The sequence below is a fragment of the Scytonema sp. PRP1 genome (assembly GCF_036697665.2).
Classification (GTDB): domain Bacteria; phylum Cyanobacteriota; class Cyanobacteriia; order Cyanobacteriales; family Nostocaceae; genus Kalymmatonema; species Kalymmatonema gypsitolerans.
In genome coordinates this window covers 70,024-92,482 of sequence record NZ_JBAHYJ020000059.1, presented here as the reverse complement: position 1 = coordinate 92,482, position 22,459 = coordinate 70,024, and the positions used below count along the sequence as shown (strand labels likewise).

Genomic DNA, 22,459 nt, shown 5'->3' with positions numbered 1-22,459 from the left:
CTGCGGAGACGTTGTGCGTAAGTCCTTACGGACAGGCTGCGCCAACACGAAGTGTGCGCTTCGCGCTTAGGCGTACGTGGGCTCTTCTCAGTGTGCGCTTTGCGCTTAGGCGATGGCACGGAGTGCCCGCTGAGTCCTCCGGACACGCACTCGCGTTCGCGATACTCCCGTTCGGCGCAGCCGTGCCGTAGGCATAGGGAGCCGCGCGATCGCCTTGAAAATCGGAATTTGGTCGATGCACTTTGTTGCGATGCTTACCTTCAGTTTGCTGATTAAATTAGCTGTCATCTCGAAACATGAGGTTACAGCTTTTTTCTATCAATAAATAAGACACTTTTTTCAAAAAGCTTACTTAATATATCGCTACATCTAAATTTCGTTTTTTCCTACTTTTTCAGTTTGTAAAAATATAAAAACTAGCTACAAATCCCACTTTTTCCACTTACTAGAATTTCTAAAATTTTTGATATAGAATACATAATCGAGCGTTCCAATGGGGATACAAACGTTTAAGCCGCAATCTGAAAATTTTTCAGAGTACGGCTTTTCATTGTTTTAATAATCAATGACAAGACACTTTTCTTTAATAAAGAAGAGAGAACAAGCAAGAATGCTTTCAGTTCAGACTACCCTTGTTTGACCAAACTTGCTCAAACAAGAATGGGTTTTCCTACATGGAAAGCCCAACGTACAATTTTATCTGCTTGACATTACTAGATTAACTAAAACCCAATAACCAACAAGCACAAGAAAAACGCTCAGCCACAAAATTGGTCTGTTCATATGCAGATGTTTTAGAGTGCATTTTTATTGCTTTAGTGAATATACACTATAGAAATTACGCAATAATGAATAACTTTTCCTCAGTTCTCTTAGCCTTTATGGTATGACAACCGAAGTCTATATCACTATTGCCGATTTTTTATCAAAGTTTCATCAAACACTACCAGCCTCCCCAGCACTTCTAGCCTTAAGTTTTGGCTGATGAGCCACAATATGCTCTGTGGATAAGACTATTTTAGCGATATCAGCAGGGTTTTGCACGAAGAAACGATGTTATTGGTATTAATAATACAAGTTTTAAAATTATCCAAAAAGGTTATTGACAAAGCTGTAAATAATAAAAAAAACCTCTTTTATACTCCTATTGCTCTATTCCTTAGGAAGTATAAATATATAAATATGGCAATATCTATTATTTGGAGTGAGCTACAATCAGCCCATAGAGGGAAAAAACTATACTTTAAATTCTGTTATATTTAAATAATTTTGTAAATTTTAGAAAATAACTTCCCTACTTAAGATAGAAAGACAATCTTTAAATAAACCGAATAAAGTGCTTATTAAATTCTTACTCAGGTTTGTCTACCAAGTTAGTTCTCATTGGGTTGAGTAGCTGGAAAGCATTCATTAGTGAGAAAGTCCGCAGTTTGAATTTAAAACTCACTTTTTAAACTTTTTAGGAGGTTTTTGATGCGAATTGCCCAAGTTGCTCCACTCTGGGAGAGAGTACCACCTCCAGCTTATGGCGGTATAGAGCTAGTCGTTGGACTTTTAACTGATGAATTAGTAAGACGTGGACACGAAGTCACGCTATTTGCATCAGGAGATTCCATTAGTTTGGCAAAGCTTGAATCAGTCCATCCCTGTGCCCTACGACTTGATCGGACTGTGAAAGAACACAGCGTGTACGATATGCTGAACTTAGCAAGGGTGTATGAGCAAGCTGAAGAGTTTGATATTATTCATTCCCACATCGGGTTTCCTGCCTTGACCTACGCCAAGCTGGTAAAAACACCCACTGTTCACACGTTGCATGGAATTTTTACTCCTGACAACGAAAAGATGTTTAAACATGCAAAAAACCAACCTTACGTCAGTATTTCCGATGCACAACGAGAACAAAGGCTAGGGCTGAACTGTGTAGCAACAGTCTACAACGGGATTGATGTCAACACCTATAAATTTTATCCCCAACCTGAAGAGCCACCCTATCTAGCGTTTCTAGGTCGGATTTCTCCAGAGAAAGGAACGCACTTGGCGATAGAAATTGCTAAAAAAGCAGGCTGGCGCTTGAAGATGGCAGGTAAGGTGGATGTCGTTGATGTGGAATACTATGAAAGTGAAATCAAGCCTTTGATTGATGGCAAGCAAATTGAATATTTAGGTGAAGCTAATCATGAGCAAAAAAATGCATTAATGGGCGGTGCGGTAGCAACCCTATTCCCTATTACCTGGCGAGAACCGTTTGGGTTGGTAATGGTTGAATCAATGGCATCTGGTACCCCTGTGATTGCGATCAACCTTGGATCTACACAAGAGATAATTACTCATGGTAAAACAGGTTTTCTTTGCAACAGTGTTGAAGAATGTGTGAGCGCTATTAGCAAGGTTACTGAACTAGACCGTTCTGCTTGTCGGGAGAATGTCTGGAATCGTTTCAGTGTTCAGAATATGACTGATGGCTATGAAGCAGTTTATCAAAAGATTCTGGCTGAACGGTTTGCTCGGAATAACGGACATTTCCGCAAGCCAGTTCTTTTAAGTAACAGTTCCATTTAGGGGATTGCAAGTCATCTATCTTTTGTCATAGGTTTTCAAAGTGACGTACTCTACCTGGTAAACCTAGTATGGGGTGTAGAATACGTCATTTTTTTATGGATGGTAAGTGCAGAATGCAGCGATCGCCCCGCCGACACCCTCTCAACGACGAGCGATCGCATACCCCGTCCTCCGCCTAAATCTTAAGTTTGCTCAGCATAGCCTTGCAAGTTTTCTGGCTCAAATTGGCGCAGAATCCGAGTTGCCTGACGAGTCAATTCTTCAGTACCTTTGATCACAATTAGGTACTTGCCTGCGTTAAGGCGGTTCCGGTAGGGTAGAGCATCCCCACTCCCCACGCTTAAACCAACTCCACCACCGACAAAGTATGCACCCAAAGCACCAGAAGCGGCTCCCAACAGTCCACCAATAAGGTGATTGGCAAGATTGCCAATAGGAAGGATTTCAATTCCCGTCAAAACGTTGAAGGCGTAACCAGCAACAAAACCAAAGGGAATCAGCCAAGATGACAAACGAGTCATACCTTTCTTTGCTTGCTGATTTGGGTCAATCAACCCAAACTCATCAGCACTTTTGTACCCTGTGCCTAAAATGTCAATTTGCTGAGTGGGTAAGCCTTCTTTTTCTAGGGCAGTGTAAGCTTCTTCTGCCTTTAATCGGTCTGGTAGAACTGCAACAAGATAATTCATAGCATTATTCTGAGTCATGTAGTCGTTGTTAAGTCAAAAAAATCTTTTGCTCACTTTCATGACCATTAAATAAAGTGAGCCTAGTAACCATAAACTTAAGTATCCAAGCAGTAGAAAACCTCAATCTGAAGATTGAGATAAAACTAGAACAGTTCTCTGTCTTTGCTTATATCTAATAAAAATGTCTTGCCTTGCAGGGTTAGAGCAGTAATCCACTCGACATAATCACTCGTTATCCGCTCGTTTTGAGCTATGGAAAGCGCGAGGAGATGTGTAAAGCGTGCTTCCCCCAAAAACCATCCCTCGATATTTATCCCAAAGACTTACCTGCTCTACCTCCTGCTATTTTTTAGTTCCGTCGAACTCACGTTATTTACTATTACACCTCTTGCGGAATGTGAGTTCCATCTGTGGTTAATTATTCTTTTTTTTCAACTTTTGCAAGAAGTCTATTGATCTAACCAGTTAAGCAGCCCAAGTGAAGTAGCGCCTCCTACAAGGTGAGCGCCAATCAGGTTGACGTTTGCCAAAACTACAAAAATATCTAGGGAACGAATGACATTTTCAGGTCTATAGACTGCCACTCCTTGAGGCAGAGCTAGAGATTTCGATAATACAGCAATAACGGTCACTTCAGATGCTAAAAAAGCTAAAAAGAGTCCTATTAAACTGACGATTAATCCAATTTGTAATATTTGAATTACGTCCTCTTTTCTTGGATGTAATTCACGATTAGGCGACTGTAAAAGTTTATCTAAACGCTGATAGCGGAAAACCCAATAGAGCCTGAAACACAGTACTAAAATTCCAATAATACCTAAAAAGACTCCAAAGCCCATGACCGAATTCGTCGTTGTTTGGACAGTGGAACTACGGCTAAATATTGCCAAGAACAAAGCGAAGCTAGAAACAGCGCCTAGTGCTAACTGTACCCAGAAGCTAATCGGCCTTACTACGTGAAAAGTAGCTGCAAATTTTTGCTTAGTTGGTGTAGGTAGGTAGGAATTTAAGTCATTTGACATATTCGTTCTCCTTAAGCCTGATAAACTATCTTTTGATTTTTGAAAATAGTCTTACTTCAGTAATTTTGGGCTTGGCATAGCGCCTTAAGTAGTTAACAATTGTCTACTTTTTAATAAGAGGTAGCAGCTACTAATTGCTCTGGTTTGACTGTGATAATTTGGGTGAAACCATTGCGGTTAACTTTAAATTGAAGAGTATTTCCTAAAGCGGTTGCTTCTACTTGATTTTGGACTTGCTCGGCGTTTTGAATTTGAACTCTTTTTACTTCGGTAATAATATCGCCAGGACGTAAACCACCACGCGCTGCTGGGGAGTTGGGAGCCACAGCTACAATTAAGACTCCTCGCTCTTGATTCACTTTAAAACCAAGATAACTTTGGTTGATTTCCTGTTGAATTTCCGGCCTTAGCTCAATCAGTGGCACACCTATATTAAGTACATCCTGCACTGCTGCCAATAATAAACTATCAAATATTAACCTAAATCAAGTCAGTCTCTAGAATGATGTAGCAAGCAGATATATCAACTCACGTCTGTTCAGTTTATGAGTCCTACACTTTGAACCTGCACGATCGCGCCCCAGTCGTTTCAAGGCTTACGCGAATTGATTGTCGCGGTCGAGACCTCGACGCGCTATACTTCTATCTCAGTACGTTCCTGTTCTGGTAAACGCCTTTGTTCTCCTTGCCTAATTTCGCGCTCTAAGAAATAATTCAGCAAAGTTCGCAAAAGAACAATTGCTCCCAGATTTAGAATATCCTGGCGAGTAGGGGCAACTGCCGTGCGCAGGATGTCACTGGCAACTGTAAATTCTAATCCCAACGCCAATACCCGCCCCAATTTTAGGCGAATCAATTCGGTGGAATCATAATGATGTGTCCTGCGGGAAAACAATTGCCGGACATAGGTCACAATTCCACGAAAAACCGCACCACCAATCACAACTGCAGCGGCAATTTCTGCCCCAGCTGCTAAGTAACCAACTATAATTTTCAGCCATGACTCCAAAGGACTTTCCAACACTGCTGCTTGGTCGGTTCGTCCCACATTGAGACTCAACAGGAGAACTAGACCAAAGATGAGTCCCAGGGGTAGCAGAACGTTAACTAGAGAATCATGGCTCGTTTCTCGTTTCATGCCAACTTTTTCAGGATTGTTATCCATAACTCCTAAACTGGTGACGAACAAAAAAACCTCAACCTTGAGGCTGAGGGCTGCAAAAAAGGTGCGAAAATTCTCGTAAAAAGCAGTGTATGAAAAGCCCTGAATGTCTCAACCCAACTGCCGTCGAAACTGACGAATACTTAAAGTCATCAGCACTGTAGCGAACATTAGCAAAATCAACACTTGATGCCACAGCGTCTCGATACCGACTCCTTTAAGCAAAATCCCACGACAAACTTCGATAAAGTAACGTAAGGGGTCGAGATAAGTGAGCCATTGCACGAAGGTGGGCATTGAGGAAATCGGCGTAGTGGCTCCACATAAAAGAGTCAGGGGTGGGTTGACAAAGAATGCTGTTAACTGTGTCTGCTGCTCGCTTTTTGAGTAGGAAGCAATCAGAATGCCGATACTAATACCTACCCAGAAGTAAAGCACGGCAATCATTAGAAACACAAGTAAATTACCCCGCAGTGGCACACCAAAGGCTAGCTTTGCTACGCTCAGAGCAATCAAAACATCAACGGTAAGCAGAACAAGTAACGGACATACCTTAGCAAGAATGACTTCTGTGTTGGAGGCTGGAGTCATAATCAGTTGCTCAATAGTTCCCGCTTCTTTTTCCCGTACCACCAATGATGCGGCGGCTTGAGAACCGATGACTGTAAGCAAAATTCCAAATACTCCTGAGACTATAAACCAAGAAGTTTCCAACCCAGGATTGTAGAATACTGAAGTCTGAACCTGCACCTGATTGCGCTGGAAGGCTACAGCATCGCCACGCTTGTTTCTATGACGTAAGTTGTAGTCACTGACTAATTGGCTAATGTAACTAGAAGCAATACTAGCTGTGTTTGCATCTACAGCATCATACAACGCCTGCACTTCGACTGTACGTCTTTTGGCAATGTCATCAGCAAATTCTGGCGGAATAGAGATACCGACCGTTAGGGAACCTTTCGCCAAATCGGCAACCATATCCTCTTCATTAGCATAGTACCGACTAATCACAAATGCATCAGTTTGATTGAATATTTCCACAAACTCACGGGAGGCACTACTTTTGCTATAGTCGGTAATTCCAACTTTAAGGTTTTGGAAGTCTGGACTCAGAGCAAAGCCAAACAACATTAAAAAGACTGTGGGCGGTACTAGCAATTGAATCACTAACTGACGGTTACGCAGTATCTGAGCAAATTCCTTTTGAAAAAGCGCCCAAAAGCGACTGCCTAAAAGGGTGTCTATTAAATTTGAAAACATATTAAATATACGGCTTTGCAACCCGGAGTAAGGTAGAAAAAGAAATAATGAACCACAGATGGACACAGATAAATAATTACTTCATGCAATTCAGTGGCGCTATAATTTTGAACTTTGAATTTTGAATTTTGAATTGTTTAAGATCCCAATTGCATCTTCTGCAATTTACGCCAAGCCAAGAAGAAAAATAAGCTTGCAAGCATTGCCAAAGCTAAGACCTGAAACCAGATTCCCAACCAACCTACGCCGCGAACATAGGCATCGCGAGTTAACTCAATGTAGTAACGAGCTGGAATAATATTGGAAACCCAACGGATACCAGTTGGAATATTAGCTATGGGGTAGATGAAGCCAGATAATTGCAGTGACAGCAAAAAGGCGGTGAAGGCTACTGCTTGGATTGCAGCACTCTGTACTTTGGTATTGCAGCCCAGAAAGATACCCCAAAATACACCGCAAGCAATGTAAAGTATTGAACTGAGAATTATGGGTGTGGGATCGCCAACAAATCTCAAACCGAAGAATAGCCATGCTTCTAAATGGACAAACAACACCTCCGCCATACCCACCAGCCAAAATGCTGCTGCTTTACCTAGTAAATACTCAGTGCCTGTTAAGCTAGATGCATAAACCTGGAGGATAGTCCCTTGTTCATACTCTTTTGCTGTAGCCAAGCCAGCCAGAAGTGGCGGAAACAGGGTGACAGTAATTGCGATCGCCCCAGGACCAATGTATTTTAAGGTTTCTAAGCCGGGGTTATACCATAGCCGAGATTGAAGCTTGACAAGCAGATGACTACTACCGCGCAGATTTTCCACAAAAGCATTGGTCGTTGCCTTGGCATAGCCTCTGACAATATTGGCAGTGTTAGCATCGGTACCATCTACCAAAATTTGCACTTCGGCTGCACGTCCACTCCGTTTTAAGTCGCGTGAAAACTCTGGAGGGATAATCAAACCTGCTGCTACTGAACCTTTATCTAGTAGTCGCGGCACATTAACCTGTGGTCCAAAAGCAACTATATTGAACTTATTGGTGCGCTCAAAGGTGGCAATATACTCGCGGCTAGTCGGTGTGAGGTCTAAATCTTGAATGGCAAAGTTAATTTTGTTTACTTCTAGGGATACCGCAAAACCAAATAGCAGTAGCAGTATCAACGGCAAGAAGAGTGCTAATGTTAGGGTTAGGCGATCGCGCCCCAGTTGCGTTAGTTCTTTAACAGTCTGAGCAAAGATGCGTTTAGGTTTCATACCAAGTCCTCATTGCTGAGTGATGAAAAAGTTAAAATGTTTTGACTCCTGACTCCTGACTCCTGACTTTTGAATTTTGACTTTCTTAATCCTTTGGCACATCTAAACCGCGTTGTCGCGCTTGTTCCACCACACTAATGAATACGTCTTCCAGCGAAAACTCCATATCTCGATGGCTTTTCACTTTTACCCCAGCCTCAACGAGCCAATTTTCGACTTGGGGAATCTGAGTGCGCGGCTCATCCAAAACTGTATGTAGACGGGAACCGAAAATCGACACCCGCCTGCGCTCCAACTTCTGCTTGAGCACATCCGCAGCCTTTTGCACTTGCTCACACTCCCATTCCACCAATTGTCCTGGCTGCTCTTGTTTGACTTGACGCGGTGTCCCTTGAGCTACGAGTTCCCCGGCTACCATGAATCCCAAGCGGTGACACTGTTCGGCTTCTTCTAGATAATGGGTAGTTACCAGTATTGCCATACCTTCACCAGCAAACTGGTTGATCCAACGCCAAAATTCTCTTCTTGCAAGCGGATCAACACCAGAAGTGGGCTCGTCAAGAAACAAAACTTTCGGTTCGTGCATCACTGCTGCGCCAAAAGCAACGCGCTGCTTCCAACCTCCTGGTAAGTCCGCAGTTAGCCTATCCTCTTGACCTAGTAAATCACTCATCTGGAGTACCCAGTTTTTCTTTGCTCGTCGATGACGGCGAGGTATACCATAAACACCGCAGTAAAACTCTAGGTTCTGTCCTATCGTCAGGTCATCGTATAGGGTGAACTTTTGTGACATATAGCCGATTTTCTGACGCAGTTCGGCACTGCGTAATTGACCCGTTTCGCCTACCAAGCTCACTTTGCCAGAACTTGCTGGTAGCAAGCCACAAAGCATTTTGATGACGGTTGTCTTTCCGGCACCATTCGCCCCCAAAAGACCAAAAACTTCACCGTATTTAATGTCTAAATTAATATTCTTAACTGCGTGGAAATTACCAAAAACTTTATTTAGATTTTCCGCCCCAATGGCTGTTCCCTGAGATTTTTCTGCATGAAAAATTCGCGGATAATTACCAGTAGAACTTTCGCCTTTGAGTTCCCGCAACCGGGCGACAAAGGTGTTCTCTAGAGTTGGGGTATCGGTAGCAAGATTTTCAACTTTAATCTGTTGTTGCTCCAAGAGGCGCTCAATTCTGTGACTGGTTTCTTTAGGCTGCGCTGTAAGTACATCTAGGCGATCGCCAAAGCGTTGCACATCTTGCGCCAAATCTCGTAAATCAACGTTATTCTTGAGAATATCTGCAGCTTTGTCTAATTGCGCCACAGGCATATAAACTTCTAACCGTTGCACACCCAAGCTCGCTTTTACTTTAGCAGGCGTGTCGCATTGCTGAATTTTGCCCTCATACATCAAAGCAATCCGCGAACAGCGTTCTGCTTCATCTAGGTAGGGGGTAGCGACGACTGTTGTCATCTTTTCACTCACAGCCAAATCTGCTAAGATATCCCAAAACTCCCGGCGCGATACCGGATCTACACCCGTTGTCGGCTCATCCAACAACAAAATTTTTGGCTGGTGAATCAGCGCACAGCACAAAGCAAGTTTTTGCTTCATTCCCCCAGAGAGGCGTCCGGCTAGACGTTCTTTAAACTGTGCTAAGTCTAGTAACTTTAAGTAGTGTTCGCTACGGGTTTTAAAAGCCGCTTCAGTGACCTCACGTAAGCCTGCAGCATAACGTAAATTTTCCCATATGCTCATATCCAGGTAAAGACTAAAGCGCTGGGTGAGGTAGCCCATTTGCAGGCGCACATCCCAAGGTTTGGAATCCAATACCTCGACGATGCCGCTTGTTTGTGGCATGACTCCTGAGAGAATCTGAAATGTGGTGGTTTTGCCTGCCCCATCAGGTCCAATTAGCCCAAAAATCTCACCTTGATAGATGTCTAAGTTGATACTTGCTACTGCTTCAGTTTGTTTGCCGTAGCGGTGTTGTAAGTCCCGGATGGAGATGACTTTGGAGTTGGTGCGTTTTTGTGGAGTGTTTGTCTGGAGCGTTGCTGTCATAATTTTATGAAGCACTAACTATAGCGGTTTGCAACCTGGAGTAAGGTAGAGAAAGAAATAATGAACCACAGATGGACACAGATGGACACAGATAAATAATTACTTTATTCAATTGAATTGCGTTGTATATGAGAGGCAAGATGCCTGTCCCACAGGACGCAGAGGAGAGAATTATTGTTTGGATTTCCACGGGAGGGAAAACTGAGTAGAAGCACGTTTTTGCTGCGTTTCTGGTACAAGGATTCGACCATCTGCGGGCATTCCCGGTTTTGCTAAACCTTGGGAATTTTTCAGGGTAAGTTCTACTCCAAATACTTGTGTTACCCTGTCTTTTTTGAAATAAGTATTCTCCGGGGTGTAACTCGCTTTGGGGTCTATGCGCGTGACTGTTGCTTGTAGCGGTTGCTTAGGAAATGTATCTAAGTACACTAAACTAGACTGACCAATTCTGACTTTGCCGATTTCTCCTTCGGGGATGAAGCCACGCAGATAAAGATTGTCAAGATTGATTATTGTTAACAGTGGCGCACCCGCTGCAACGACTTCGCCTGGTTCTACAGAACGGGTGATGACATTACCAGCTAAGGGGCTTTTAATAACTAAGTAATTTAAGTTTGCTTGAGTTTGCGCTTGTGTCGCTTGGGCATCGCGGACTTCCTGCTGGGAGACTGATATATCGGTACGAGCCTGGGCGATTTGTTTTTCAACTTGTAATGCCGCAGCGGCGCGAATTGCTGGATTGCTGAGAGTGGCTTGGGCTTGGGTTAGGGTTCCTTGCGCTGACTGAACCTGCTGCTGGGCAGCAGCAACGCGAGCAAGAGCAACACCCAATGCAGCATTATCCTCATCCCGTCGCTGGGCTGACACAGCACCTTCGGCATACAAGGAACTGGTGCGTCGTTGTTTTACCTGTGCCAGTTTCAAGTTTGCCTGAGCCTCTAGTAACTGCGATCGCGCAGCTGCTAAAGCGTTCTCTGCCTGCACGACTCGACCTTTACTTTCTTGATTCGCCTGTTGGGTGGTAAGATTAGCTTGTTGTAGCTGTGCTTGGAGTACTGGTAGCTGCTGGCGGGCGCGTTCTAACCTCTCCTGCGCCGCACGTACGCGGGCAGCAGCTCCTTGTAGTTGGGCACGCAATTCGGAATCGTCTATTTGCACTAACAGTTGACCTGGCTTAACCATATCTCCTTCCCTGACGGCTACGTTGGCAATTCGACCACCGATTTTGGCAGATACATCGGTTTCATAGCCTTCAATACGTCCACTTAAAAACAGACCATCAGGCTCAGGCTGATAAAAAGAATACACGATAAACTCCGTATCCGACCCCAGCTAGGAGGGCGATCGCCCCCAAAATCAGCACTGGTTTAGGAATGCGTCGTCGCGGCTTCTGCGGTGACGGCTGGGGCTTGGAGGGTTGCTTTAGGTCGTTCTCAACAATGTTGGGAGCCTGTTTAGAGTCATGGGTAGGGTTGGGCTGCGTTTGTGTCATAACGACTCCGTGGGTAGTGATGAACTCCTAGAAACTTCAAGTTGATTGATTGATTAATCAACTTTGCTCTAAAAAAAATTTGGCTTTAAGCTTGGTTGTAGCCGTTTTCATTTAAGTCAAACACACCTTGCGGCAGAGAATGTGGTATTACATCTGCGGTAGTAGCAAACTGTCTGTATGAATCCTGATCAGAGATTAAAACCATGCCTTGCAGGAAAACCTCGACAGCAGTTGCTACCATCGTATCAGAGCTAATCTGTTGAGCATCGGGTTGTTGGAATACTTCACGTGTGAGGATATACGCAATAAATGGACCCACAAAACAGCGAGCTGCTGCTGCTGGGTTCATAGGTTTCATGACTCCTAGTGACATTTGCTTTGCCAGATAGCGAGTTAAGAAAGAAATAGAACGACTCGGTCCAATTTTGTTAATTATCTCGGCAACTGCAGGCTGCCGAAACGCTTCACCCAACAGCAGCTTCATCAGCGCGATCGATGTCGGGTTTTCCGATACTTTGAGAAAGGCTTTACCAAAAATGGTGAGGGCATCCTGCGGTGGTTTGCTCATGATGTCCTCCTCACTGTGGATCAGCAATTGCAGCACTGGAAGGCGTTGCTCAAGCACTTGCTCAAACAAGTCGCTTTTATCCTTAAAGTAGTGATATATCAAGCCAGGTGAGCCAATCCCCGCTGCTGCTGCAATATCTTTGTTGGTCGCCTTCTCGAAGCCTTTGCTAGCAAAGACTTGTAATGCACCGTCAATAATCTGCTGTCGCCGCCCTTCAAAGTCTTGTTCGTCGCGTGGAGGCATAACATCCTTGATTGATTGGTCAATCAAAAAGATAACATGATTAATTATGGGTGTATATGCAAATGAAAAAAACCTTAGCATATAATAATATTAAGTACCCTAAGTATTACCTAAAAAGAGTTTGATAGACCAATAATTGTGGAAATATAGCATCGTTCTAAAGAAGGATTTTGGGAGCGGTGCTGTCTGCAACTCAAATTCTTCCTTTGTGGTGGCTTTTTTGGTCGAAATGTTGGTCTAAGCTAAACATGACAGGTAGATTGAGCAAAATCTCACTCAAACAGATTTAATAAACCGCGATATTTAAAGTTGTTGCTTTAAAAAAAACACCATCAAAGCTTTCTTTCTGTATATTTTTTTACTTTTAACTATGAAATCTCGCTTTTCTAAATTGCGTAAAAGTCTTGCCTTCTTTCTTGCTGGCTTAGGTACTGCTGTAGGTGTGGGATTAGTGACTCCTACGCCAGTGGGTGCAGTTCCCTGGGCTGAGTTACTTTTTAATGGCGTTCAGCTGTTGCAACTGTCTAATTTGTCAACACAGCAAAAAGTCGAACTGGGTAGCCAGATTCACCAACAGGTACGCAGTAATTATAGACTCGGCACCAATGATAATGTTACCCGCGTGGGTCAAAGGTTAGCTCAAGCGAGTGACTGTTCTCAAACTCCTTTTAAATTTTATGTAGTTCAAGACCGAAACATTAATGCCTTCGCAACGACAGGCGGCTACGTTTACGTGCACACAGGGTTGCTTAATGCGGTAGATAATGAAGACCAATTAGCGGCGGTTATGGGTCACGAAATAGGTCACATTTGCAACGACGACGTCATCAAGAAGCTCAGACAAGCGCAACTCGCTCAAGGTGCAGCCTCTGTGGCTGGTTTAGACAGAAGTACTGTGGCTGCCGCAGCTTATAAACTAGCTGTAGACCTACCTAATAGCCGGGATGCTGAATACAACGCTGATGATAAAGGACTGCGGTATATGCAAAGGGCTGGTTATAACCCTAATGCCATGCCTGCATTTTTAAGCAAATTGGTAAAGCAGTCTTCTTCACCGTCGTTTTTAAGTAGCCACCCAGGAGCGCGAGAGCGGATTTCTGTTTTACAAAGAAAAATTGCCGCTGGTCGGTAAAGGATGCAAGAAACCTGGGTTGTCTATAAACCCGGGTTTCTAAGTTTCAGTCCGCAACCGAGGAAAAACTTTTAGAGCGTTGTCGCGTTCAATCAATTGCCTATCATCGTTATTAAAGCCGTCATAAGCAGCCAGTTCTTGAATGCTTTTCTCAATGAAATGCTCTTGCATATAGGGGTAGTCGCTGCCAAACAGAATTTGCGTTGGCTCAACCAATTCTTGCAGGGAACGCAAAGCGTGAGGTGTTGCTGATATTGCCGTATCGTAATAAAGCCGCTTGAGATAAGCGATCGCTCCTTGCGGGGCGCGTTCTCCCAATTCCGGTATGATTTCTGGGGCAATTGCAAATCGTTGAGCCAGGTAAGGCACCGTACCGCCAGCATGCGACACAATAATTGAGATGTCTGGATAACGCTCTAGCGTTCCGTTGTAAATTAAATTTGCTACCGCCCGTGTCGTGTCAAAGACAAACTCGACTATAAAAGGAGGTAGCTTGAGCTTTGGTACATCGCTTCCCGGCGGTGTTGTTGGGTGGAGCAAGACTGTTGCCTTTCTACGGTGAAGTTCGGCAAAAACCTCATCAAACGCCGAATCTCCCAAATACTGGTCGCCGTAGCTTGCAAGCAAAATTACACCATCAAGTTTTAGTGTGTCCAGCGCATAGCTTATTTCTTCCAACGCCGCGTCCACATCAGGCAAAGGCAACAGCGCCAAAGCGCCAAAACGTCGCGGGTTGTCGCTGATCAAGCGGGCAGAAATCTCGTTGCAGCGCCGCGCCAAATCACGGGCAAAATTAATATCACCGAAGTAGACGCCAGGTGACGAAATAGAGGTTATGGCGGTGGCAATACCTTGATTGTCCATCAGGGCAAGTGCAGCGTCTAGGCTCCAAGTAGGTAAAGATGCGCCACCAGAATTACTGGCACCTATACTGTCAAGCGCCTGAACGTATTCCTTTGGTAAGATGTGATGGTGAACGTCGATGCGGTATGGTTCCATTACCTTTTTGTCGTCTATGATTGACGCAGCAAATGCTCTATTACATTTCAAAGTAATAGCTCAAGTCGAAAGTCTCTTCTTCCTCTAGGTCGAGACAGTTAAGCAGAACTATTTTTAATTACCGTATTTTCTAACAATTGAGAACTTAAACTACAGCATAAATTGACTTTGTCTTCTTGTTGAGAAGATTTTATATTTTCGTAGTTGGTTAGATAATTATATTTCTTGAAGTCGTACTTATAAAAAAAGTAGAGAAAAGAAATCATCCCCAAGATTGATGAGCAATCAGAGAAGAATTTGCCAATAATTATAAAACTAGATTCGTCCCTTTTTGAATTCATTCACTAAGTCAAAAATTTTGACTTTCACGTAGAAAAAGTCAAAACTTCTATGGATAGATTTAAGCAAATTCAATTAAAACTAAAGTATTTTTGGGGTTCATTATTTTACTTAAAGTACTTGCCCCATGCCATCTTGTATACTCGCAAGCGAGACAGACTAGAACGTGAATTTTCCAAGCCTTCAACTGAGAAAGGTTTTGACAAACCAGGAAAACTCATCCGCGCTGAACCTGCTGCTAGAGGTGCTAATTTCTATTTTGAACTTGCAGAATTGGAAGTTTACTTTATAACTGAAGATTTAGTTAGAGTTAATTGGAAACCTGGGATACCTCCAATTCCTTATGCTATTGCCCGTAAAGATTTGCAGGAAGTAGAAACCAAATTGCAAGAGACAGAGGAAGGTTTCTCTGTATTCAGCCACAAATTAAAAGTCGTTATTAAAGAAGATGGTAGCCTGAAATCCAGTGATTCTTCAGGACAAATCCTACGGGAAGAAATGCCACCTCAACGTAAAAGCGAGGGGTGGCTTCATCAAGCACGACTACGGCAAGAAGAACACATTTATGGATTAGGAGAACGGGCTTCTTCTCTGAATTTGCGTGCAGCTAAAGACGAGAAGCAACAACCTAAAACTTATCGGATGTGGAACTATGATGCTGCTGGCAAATATAGTCCGGGATCAGACCCAATGTATATCTGCATTCCGGTGTATTTGGGTCTACACTCTTGTGGAAGTTACTTAATTTTCTATGAAAATTCTTTTGAAGCTGATTTTACCTTTGCTGAAACTGCTGTAGCCGACTTTCAAGGGGGATCGCTGCGTTATTACTTTACTTATGGTTCGCCCGCGCAACTCTTGGAACGCTACACTGAGTTAACTGGGCGAGCTTTCCTACCTCCCCGCTGGGCACTAGGCTACCACCAATCTAAATGGGGATATCGTACAGAAGAAAAAGTCCGAGAAGAAGCAAAGGGGTTTCAGTCTCACAACCTGCCTTTGAGTGCTATTCACTTAGATATTGACTGTCAAGTTGGAAACCGCGCTTTCACTATTGACCCAGAACGTTTTCCTAAATTGGCAAGTTTTACGCAAGAACTCAAGGAGCTTGGGGTACAATTTATTGCCATTCTCAACCCAGGAATTAAGTATAGTCGCAACAGTAACTTATTTCTGGAAGGTCAAATACTAGATGGGTTTTGCAAACTTCCCAATGATAAACTCGTTGTTGCACCTGTTTGGCCCGGTTGGTCGGTTTTCCCAGATTTTACTAACCCAAAAGTTCGTAGGTGGTGGAGTCGCCAATATCAATACCTGCTCGATGTGGGTGTGGCGGGTTTTTGGCATGATATGAATGAGCCTGCGGCTTTTATTACTTCAGGCGATTGCCCAAGGGGCAGTGCGCTCCGCGCAATCGCTCGCTTCCCAAAGTCACACAACATTGTATGGAAGGCAGAGGCGGTGACCATCGTGAGGGGCATAATGTTTACGGGTTGCTGCAAGCTGAGGCGGCGTATGAAAGTCTTTGTCAGTACTCAGCCGACAGACGCCCCTTTATTGTTTCCCGTGCTGGTTGGGCAGGACTTCAGCGTTATGCTTGGACTTGGACGGGCGATGTTGAGTGTACCTGGGCTGCGTTGCGAACCACAATGGCAACAGTGGTAGGTTTAGGGCTTTCTGGCATTCCCTACAGCGGTCCAGATATCGGTGGTTTCCAGGGTAATCCCGGTGGTGAACTTTACCTACGCTGGTTCCAGATGGCAACCTTTTTCACGTTCTACCGCACTCACTCTTCTAACAACGTAGAACACCGCACGCCTTGGACTTATGGGGAACCTTACTTAAGTATCATTCGGCAATTCTTAGAACTGCGCTACCAACTGCTTCCCTACTTCTACACCTTATCTTGGGAAGCGACACAAAAAGGTTATCCTCCTGTGCGTCCAGTGTTTTGGGGTACGATTGATGAACCTGCACTTTGGGGTGTAGAGGATGCTTTCTTATAAGAAGGTAGGTTGAAAACCCCGCGCTTTTAAGCCGGGGATGAAAACGACGACGCAGGGTTTACCCTGCCGTGATATTTTTCTTAGGCTGAGGCAAAGTTTTTATATAGTCTCGTAGTACTTCAGCCATTGATATCTGTTTATCTTCAGCATAATCTTGCAACTTACTGTATTCTAGTTGCGATAAATAAAACTGCATTTTTTTCTCTCTAGCCACTTGTTATCTACTCCTATACAAGTTAGTATAAGGAGTATATCATAGAGTACAAGGAGGTGATAACGCAGTGCTGGTATTAGAGTACAAAGCAGTGGTGAGCAAGAATCAAGAGCGTTCAATTAATGAAGCCATTAGAACGGTTCAATTCATTAGGAACAAAGCCATTCGTTTTTGGATGGACTCGCCAAAAGATGCGAAAGTAAATCGTATAGCTTTAAACAATTACTCTACAGCAGTGCGAAAAGAGTTTAAGTTTGTGGAAGAATTAAACTCAATGGCTTGCCAAGCTTCCACTGAAAGAGCCTGGTACGCAATTGATAGATTCTATGCAAATTGTAAGTGTAACAAGCCTGGTAAAAAGGGTTTTCCAAAATTCCAAAAAGATAATCGCTCAGTTGAATACAAGACAAGCGGTTGGGCTTTGCATCCAACAAAACGCCGTATCACCTTTACAGATAAAAAAGGTATTGGTGAAATTAAGTTGTTGGGTAAATGGGATATTCACACTTACCCAGTCAAATCAATTAAGCGTGTCCGAATTGTTAAGCGTGCTGATGGGTACTACGTTCAATTTTCTATTGATGTTGATACCCACAAAGAATCTAGATCTGCTGATGGTGAGGTAGGTCTTGATGTCGGACTTGAGTTTTTCTACTCTGACTCGAACGGGCATCATGAAGAAAATCCTAAGTTTCTCCGTAAGGCAGAAAAGGAAATTAAGCACGCTCAACGGCAGATTTACAAAAAGGAAAAAGGTAAAAACCAACGACGCAAAGCAAGGCAACGATATGCACGGAAGCATTTAAGAGTAAGTAGGCAACGGAATGAACACGCTAAGAAACTAGCGCGTAACGTATGCAAGGCTAACGCTTTAGTCGCCTATGTAGACGCGAAGCGGCGTGCCGCAGGCTAGATTTGAATGTTAAAGGCATGGTAAAGAATCATTGTTTAGCTAAGTCCATCAATGATGTGGCTTGGACTCTTTTTCGTCGTTGGTTAGAATATTTTGCCGTTAAGTTCAGTACTACAGTTGTAGCCGTTAATCCTAGAATGACTTCTCAAAAGTGTTCGGATTGTGGCGCAATTGTGAAAAAATCTCTCTCAACTCGTACCCATAAATGTGATTGTGGTTGCGAACTACAAAGAGATACCAATGCAGCAATAAATATTCTGAATCTTGCAAGAGCTAGGGATGGGCAGTCCCGAAGTAACGCTACAGGAGTCGCGACCACTACGCTACTTGGGGCAACCCTGGTAGAGCAAGCCGCAACGTAGAATGTAGAATCCCCTGGTTTTCCGAGCAAATGAGCGACAGCGAAATTTGCTCAACCACGGGAGTGTCAATAGGTGATGCGTTACTAGTTTGTCCAATTGTTGAGGAAGGAGGGCGTTCTCGACAAGTCACCTTACCGAAAGGACGTTGGTATAATTTCTGGGATGATGGTGTTATCGAAGGTGAGCAGCAAGTGAGTTTAGAAGCACCGTTAGAAAGAATTCCCTTGCTGGTGAGAGCAGGGAGTATGATTCCAATGGAGCAAGGTAACGAACTCATGCTCCATATTTATCCACCTGTAGAGGGAAGCAGCATTTCCTCTCTCTACTCTGATGCAAATGATGGGTATGGAGAATCGCGACTCGATAAGTTTCGCATCTTGCGATCCGAAAATAATCTAGAAATAACTTGGGAAGAACAGGGAAATTATCCTTTCCCATACGCAGGTGTGAAACTGCATCTGCATGGTATGAAGTTACAGCAAGCTTGGGTGGATGATGCAGAGGTTGCTTGTCAGGAGCAAATTATCGAGTGCGATCGCCTGCGGCGCTGCGCTCTGCGCCATCGCTTTCATAAGCTTCGCATTCAGGGAGAGTTTGCTGACATTCTACCTTGATGATGAATTCCCCTGAATTAAGAGTGCGATTGTAAAAAAAATCTGTCAACAACTAGGGGTGTAAGGGAATGGGGGGATAGGGGTGTCTCCGAAGTGAAAGGTTACGGGGCTTGAACCCACTACCAATACTAGACGACCAAATTTTTAATTTGGTCGGGGCTTGAACCCTTCTGTTCTGGGGGTAGGGTGCACCAAAAAGAAAATCTTCACCCCGGACTGCAACCCCTACACCCCTTTTTGGTCAGAAATAAAAAACCTCTGCTAATGCAGAGGTGATCATGACTATAATTCTGATATTTTGCACCTACCCCTAGAAACCACGGTTCACCAAAAAGCGTAGAAAGCAAGTTACATTTTATTATGGACTTTTTATTGAAAATCAAGCACTTTGTGCTTAGTACTTACTGCTTAAATAACGTTCGATTTTTCAGGTGCAAGATGTGAAAACTGCCAATCATGATGCTGTTATCCAACTGTTAGAACAACAAAGCTAAGCTAAAGCACCTTTAATTTGCTTGCTTTAAATTTTCTCAAATTATTCTGGGGCGGGCTGTCCGATCCCCCAGATAATGCAAGCTTTTTTGCGTAACAGCTTAGTACACTCTTCGAGCTAGCTTATAGTACAAGAAAATAGCAATCATTGCACCCAATACAGCAACGAACAAACCGGGAATACTAAAACTTGCTGCAGTTAACGTGAAGCTTCCGGTTTCTAAAAGGTTAACCAAAGTTCCTCCAAGGATAGCACCAACAATTCCCAGGAACATTGTGCCAAGAATGCCGCCTCCTTGGTAGCCAGGATAGATCGCCTTTGCAATAGCACCTGCAAGTAAACCCAACACGACCCAAGCTAGAATGCTCATTGTTTTACTCCCCGCAGCGATATTGAACGATGTAAAGCGTTTAAAGTACTTAAAACAACTTTTATCTTGCTTCTAATTTACTCGCATCCGTCGGCTTAACATAACTGTCTAGAGAAAGAAGGGCGCTCTTGCTCAAGTTAGATTAGACAATAAAGGATAGCTGCCTCAAAAGACAAAAAGACAATGCACTCAGTCAAGAAACGACATGGCTCCTCTTTCGTGACTCTCATAATCTTTTTCTTTTTTTGGCAAATAAAGTCATGTCCTTTTTTAACAAATTACAAAGGACACAGACTAAAGAAAAATCAGAGAAAATTACAGATTATTTAGTTTTACTATATCTCACGTAAAAAAATGAGTTATTTAACCTAAATTAACTTTAAAGATTTCACGTTAATACTAAAAAAATGTTTCTTAATGAATTTTCATATAAGCAGATTTATATCTAACTACTCTCTTATCTCATGTTATTTGAATTCCATGCCATCTTATTTAAATACTATTTCAACGAAATGCCTTGCTACAAATTGATGTTTCTATATATTAATTGATAAAAAAGGATGCCTTGCTACAAATTGATGTTTCTATATATATTAATTGATAAAAAGGGATGCCTTGCTACAATTGATGTTTCTATATATTAATTGATAAAAAAGGATGTCTTGCTACAAATTGATGTTTCTATATATATTAATTGATAAAAAGGGATGCCTTGCTACAATTGATGTTTCTATATATATTAATTGATAAAAAAATCTATGTTTAGATAAATTTATGTTTAATCGTAGCTTTTTTTCTTTAATCAACGTATAATCATGATAACGTTTATGGTAGAAACGCAATATAACCCTAATTTTTCAGCAGGCGAGTATAGCCAAATAATGTTGTTCAGTGTTTGCATAACTTGCAATGGAACATATTGAAGCGCATTTGTGCTTGTAGCTAGTAGGAGTCACCCGTAAAAAAGGTTGACTTAAATCACCTTACAGGTTAAATTCTTAACAAATCTACATCAGTCTGCCTAATCCACGGATTGCCCCAAACATTTAGTTATGTCGGGGTAATTTTGGAGCGGAGGAACCAAGTTTGGGGCTAATCTCACAAAAGAGGAAAGAATGAAAAATGAAAGAATGAAAAAAGACAAAATTACTCTAGTTTTTTCTTCTGTCTTTTTTTTTCTTCTTTTCTCTCCCACAGAAGGACATCTCTCAGTCCTAGCCCGTCAGCTAACTTCGTCGGCATTGGGAGGAGACTGAACGAGCAGCATTCTTACGAGTAATGCCTTGTTCTCGTCAGTGTCCTTGGCTGGTATCTGTGCGCTTCGTTGTACCTGCCCTCGATCTTGAGAAAAGGGTTCTAGTACCTTCTCTTTTGGTAGCTGAGGCAGGAATATTGCCATATGGTGAAGTTCAACTATGTTACCGACCAAAAAACATCGCATCGCTCTGATTTCTGTTGATGGAGACCCGGCTGCAGAAATTGGACAGGAAGAGGCTGGGGGACAAAATGTCTATGTGCGTCAAGTAGGTTTTGCCCTTGCTGAGCAAGGTTGGCAGGTGGATATGTTCACTCGCCGAAGTAGCCGTGAGCAAGCTGCCATTGTGCAACATAGACCATTATGTCGCACTATCCGCTTGAAGGCTGGACCTGCGGCGTTTATAGGGCGATATGACTTATTCGACCATATGCCTGAATTCATCGCAGAGTTCAAAGCATTCCAGCAGGAGCAAGGATTTCAGTACCCTCTGATTCATACCAACTACTGGTTGTCCTCTTGGGTGGGTATGGAACTGAAAAAGCAGCAACCGTTGATTCAGTTGCATACTTACCACTCTTTGGGAGTAGTCAAGTACAGTGCTATTTCTGATATCCCAGCAATTGGTAGCAAGCGACTAGCCGTTGAAAAAGCCTGTCTGGAAACTGTGGATCGAGTCGTTGCAACAAGTCCTCAAGAACAGGAACATATGCGAAGACTCGTTTCCACCCAAGGGCAAATAGAAGTGATTCCTTGTGGGACTGATATCGATAAGTTTGGGTCAATTCAAAGGTCTGCAGCACGGCAAGAATTAGGAATTGCACCTGATGCCAAGATGGTTCTCTACGTCGGTCGTTTTGATCGGCGCAAGGGAATTGAGACACTCGTGCGAGCTATTGCAAAGTCGAGTTTGCGCTGTTCAGATAACCTACAACTCGTTATTGGAGGTGGCTATCGTCCAGGTCACAGCGATGGGAACGAGCGCGATCGCATCGCCGGGATCGTGGCTGAACTCGGATTGGAAGATTGCACAACCTTTCCAGGTCGCCTTGATGATTCTGTTCTCCCCTTGTACTATGCAGCCGCAGATGTGTGTGTTGTACCAAGTCACTACGAACCTTTTGGTTTAGTTGCGATTGAAGCAATGGCAAGTCGGACTCCAGTCGTGGCTAGTGATGTTGGGGGGTTACAGTTTACAGTCGTACCTGAAGTGACTGGGTTACTTGTTCCCCCTAAAGATGAAGCCGCTTTTGCCGATGCTATTGACCGCATTGTGATCAATCCAACTTGGCGAGATCAATTAGGTGAGGCTGGTCGCCAACGTGTAGAAATCGCTTTCAGTTGGCATAGTGTGGCATCCCGGTTGACTCAGATCTACACACATCTACTGGCTCAAACCATGCCCTCAATAGAGAGCAAAGCTCAAGTTGCAGCTTAATTTCTACAGCTTTA

20 protein-coding genes, 2 pseudogenes and 1 riboswitch are annotated in these 22,459 nt (G+C 43.3%); of the genes and pseudogenes, 8 read left to right on the top strand and 14 right to left on the bottom strand.

Annotated elements, in window-relative coordinates; all coding sequences use genetic code 11:
• The first annotated feature begins 235 nt into the window (after window positions 1-235).
• Together V5G28_RS36670 and V5G28_RS11850 are read left to right on the top strand one after the other, a co-directional pair.
• The gene (locus V5G28_RS36670) at window positions 236-325 is read left to right on the top strand and encodes a hypothetical protein (RefSeq protein ID WP_442994255.1); all 90 of its coding nucleotides are present in this window, start codon (window positions 236-238) and stop codon (window positions 323-325) included.
• 1,148 nt (window positions 326-1,473) lie between these two features.
• Entirely contained in the window at window positions 1,474-2,562 is a 1,089-nt protein-coding gene (locus V5G28_RS11850) for a glycosyltransferase family 4 protein (RefSeq protein WP_073628905.1), read from the top strand.
• Between the two features lie 182 nt (window positions 2,563-2,744).
• Here V5G28_RS11850 and V5G28_RS11845 read toward each other — a convergent pair whose 3' ends face one another.
• The 10 genes from V5G28_RS11845 to V5G28_RS11800 form a co-directional block, all read right to left on the bottom strand.
• Window positions 2,745-3,251 carry a hypothetical protein gene (locus V5G28_RS11845; RefSeq protein ID WP_096570594.1) on the bottom strand — a complete coding sequence of 169 codons (507 nt, stop codon included), beginning with the start codon at window positions 3,249-3,251 and terminating at the stop codon, window positions 2,745-2,747.
• Between the two features lie 449 nt (window positions 3,252-3,700).
• Window positions 3,701-4,273: a DUF3611 family protein gene (locus V5G28_RS11840; protein ID WP_073628907.1), complete on the bottom strand. Its 573-nt coding sequence runs from the start codon at window positions 4,271-4,273 to the stop codon at window positions 3,701-3,703.
• A 110-nt stretch (window positions 4,274-4,383) separates the two neighbouring features.
• Window positions 4,384-4,722 carry a PDZ domain-containing protein gene (locus V5G28_RS11835; protein WP_233153835.1) on the bottom strand — a complete coding sequence of 113 codons (339 nt, stop codon included), beginning with the start codon at window positions 4,720-4,722 and terminating at the stop codon, window positions 4,384-4,386.
• A 185-nt stretch (window positions 4,723-4,907) separates the two neighbouring features.
• Entirely contained in the window at window positions 4,908-5,438 is a 531-nt protein-coding gene (locus V5G28_RS11830; RefSeq protein ID WP_332997482.1) for a DUF1622 domain-containing protein, read from the bottom strand.
• Between the two features lie 108 nt (window positions 5,439-5,546).
• Complete coding sequence (locus V5G28_RS11825) at window positions 5,547-6,695, bottom strand: ABC transporter permease (RefSeq protein ID WP_332997480.1); 1,149 nt, start codon at window positions 6,693-6,695, stop codon at window positions 5,547-5,549.
• Between the two features lie 137 nt (window positions 6,696-6,832).
• Window positions 6,833-7,945: an ABC transporter permease gene (locus V5G28_RS11820; RefSeq protein ID WP_332997478.1), complete on the bottom strand. Its 1,113-nt coding sequence runs from the start codon at window positions 7,943-7,945 to the stop codon at window positions 6,833-6,835.
• 85 nt (window positions 7,946-8,030) lie between these two features.
• Window positions 8,031-10,007: an ATP-binding cassette domain-containing protein gene (locus V5G28_RS11815; RefSeq protein ID WP_332997476.1), complete on the bottom strand. Its 1,977-nt coding sequence runs from the start codon at window positions 10,005-10,007 to the stop codon at window positions 8,031-8,033.
• A gap of 171 nt (window positions 10,008-10,178) precedes the next feature.
• Complete coding sequence (locus V5G28_RS11810) at window positions 10,179-11,315, bottom strand: HlyD family secretion protein (protein WP_332997474.1); 1,137 nt, start codon at window positions 11,313-11,315, stop codon at window positions 10,179-10,181.
• A complete protein-coding gene (locus tag V5G28_RS11805) occupies window positions 11,293-11,499 on the bottom strand; it encodes a hypothetical protein (RefSeq protein WP_332997472.1) in 207 nt (68 codons plus the stop codon). The genes V5G28_RS11810 and V5G28_RS11805 overlap by 23 nt, the downstream gene beginning before the upstream one ends.
• Window positions 11,500-11,584: 85 nt before the next feature.
• Window positions 11,585-12,310 carry a TetR/AcrR family transcriptional regulator gene (locus V5G28_RS11800; RefSeq protein WP_332997470.1) on the bottom strand — a complete coding sequence of 242 codons (726 nt, stop codon included), beginning with the start codon at window positions 12,308-12,310 and terminating at the stop codon, window positions 11,585-11,587.
• Window positions 12,311-12,680: 370 nt separating this feature from the next.
• On the opposite strand from V5G28_RS11800, the gene V5G28_RS11795 reads away from it, so the two are divergent.
• A complete protein-coding gene (locus V5G28_RS11795) occupies window positions 12,681-13,442 on the top strand; it encodes a M48 family metallopeptidase (protein ID WP_041032743.1) in 762 nt (253 codons plus the stop codon).
• Between the two features lie 39 nt (window positions 13,443-13,481).
• Here V5G28_RS11795 and V5G28_RS11790 read toward each other — a convergent pair whose 3' ends face one another.
• A complete protein-coding gene (locus V5G28_RS11790) occupies window positions 13,482-14,441 on the bottom strand; it encodes an amidohydrolase family protein (protein ID WP_332997467.1) in 960 nt (319 codons plus the stop codon).
• A gap of 390 nt (window positions 14,442-14,831) precedes the next feature.
• Here V5G28_RS11790 and V5G28_RS11785 point away from each other — a divergent pair.
• Together V5G28_RS11785 and V5G28_RS36665 are read left to right on the top strand one after the other, a co-directional pair.
• A pseudogene (locus tag V5G28_RS11785) lies at window positions 14,832-16,121 on the top strand (TIM-barrel domain-containing protein); the annotation flags it as partial.
• Between the two features lie 104 nt (window positions 16,122-16,225).
• Window positions 16,226-16,786, top strand: coding sequence for a TIM-barrel domain-containing protein (locus tag V5G28_RS36665; RefSeq protein WP_442994249.1), 561 nt, complete (start codon window positions 16,226-16,228; stop codon window positions 16,784-16,786).
• A 58-nt stretch (window positions 16,787-16,844) separates the two neighbouring features.
• Here V5G28_RS36665 and V5G28_RS11780 read toward each other — a convergent pair whose 3' ends face one another.
• Window positions 16,845-17,000 (bottom strand): hypothetical protein, encoded by a 156-nt coding sequence (locus V5G28_RS11780; protein WP_332992043.1) that lies wholly within the window; start codon window positions 16,998-17,000, stop codon window positions 16,845-16,847.
• Window positions 17,001-17,067: 67 nt separating this feature from the next.
• On the opposite strand from V5G28_RS11780, the pseudogene V5G28_RS11775 reads away from it, so the two are divergent.
• Window positions 17,068-18,275 (top strand): annotated as a pseudogene (locus V5G28_RS11775) (RNA-guided endonuclease InsQ/TnpB family protein).
• Window positions 18,276-18,304: 29 nt separating this feature from the next.
• On the top strand, window positions 18,305-18,889 hold the full coding sequence (locus V5G28_RS11770) for a DUF5110 domain-containing protein (RefSeq protein WP_332997465.1): 585 nt from the start codon (window positions 18,305-18,307) through the stop codon (window positions 18,887-18,889).
• 593 nt (window positions 18,890-19,482) lie between these two features.
• On the opposite strand, the gene V5G28_RS11765 is transcribed toward V5G28_RS11770, so the two are convergent.
• Both V5G28_RS11765 and V5G28_RS11760 read right to left on the bottom strand, forming a co-directional pair.
• Window positions 19,483-19,752, bottom strand: a complete 270-nt coding sequence (locus V5G28_RS11765) for a GlsB/YeaQ/YmgE family stress response membrane protein (RefSeq protein WP_096562395.1) — start codon at window positions 19,750-19,752, stop codon at window positions 19,483-19,485.
• A gap of 1,043 nt (window positions 19,753-20,795) precedes the next feature.
• Window positions 20,796-21,008: riboswitch (cyclic di-AMP (ydaO/yuaA leader) on the top strand.
• A complete protein-coding gene (locus V5G28_RS11760) occupies window positions 20,975-21,151 on the bottom strand; it encodes a hypothetical protein (RefSeq protein WP_332997462.1) in 177 nt (58 codons plus the stop codon). (Overlaps the previous riboswitch by 34 nt.)
• Window positions 21,152-21,167: 16 nt before the next feature.
• On the opposite strand from V5G28_RS11760, the gene V5G28_RS11755 reads away from it, so the two are divergent.
• Window positions 21,168-22,445 (top strand): glycosyltransferase, encoded by a 1,278-nt coding sequence (locus tag V5G28_RS11755; protein ID WP_332997461.1) that lies wholly within the window; start codon window positions 21,168-21,170, stop codon window positions 22,443-22,445.
• The last annotated feature ends 14 nt before the right edge of the window (window positions 22,446-22,459 follow it).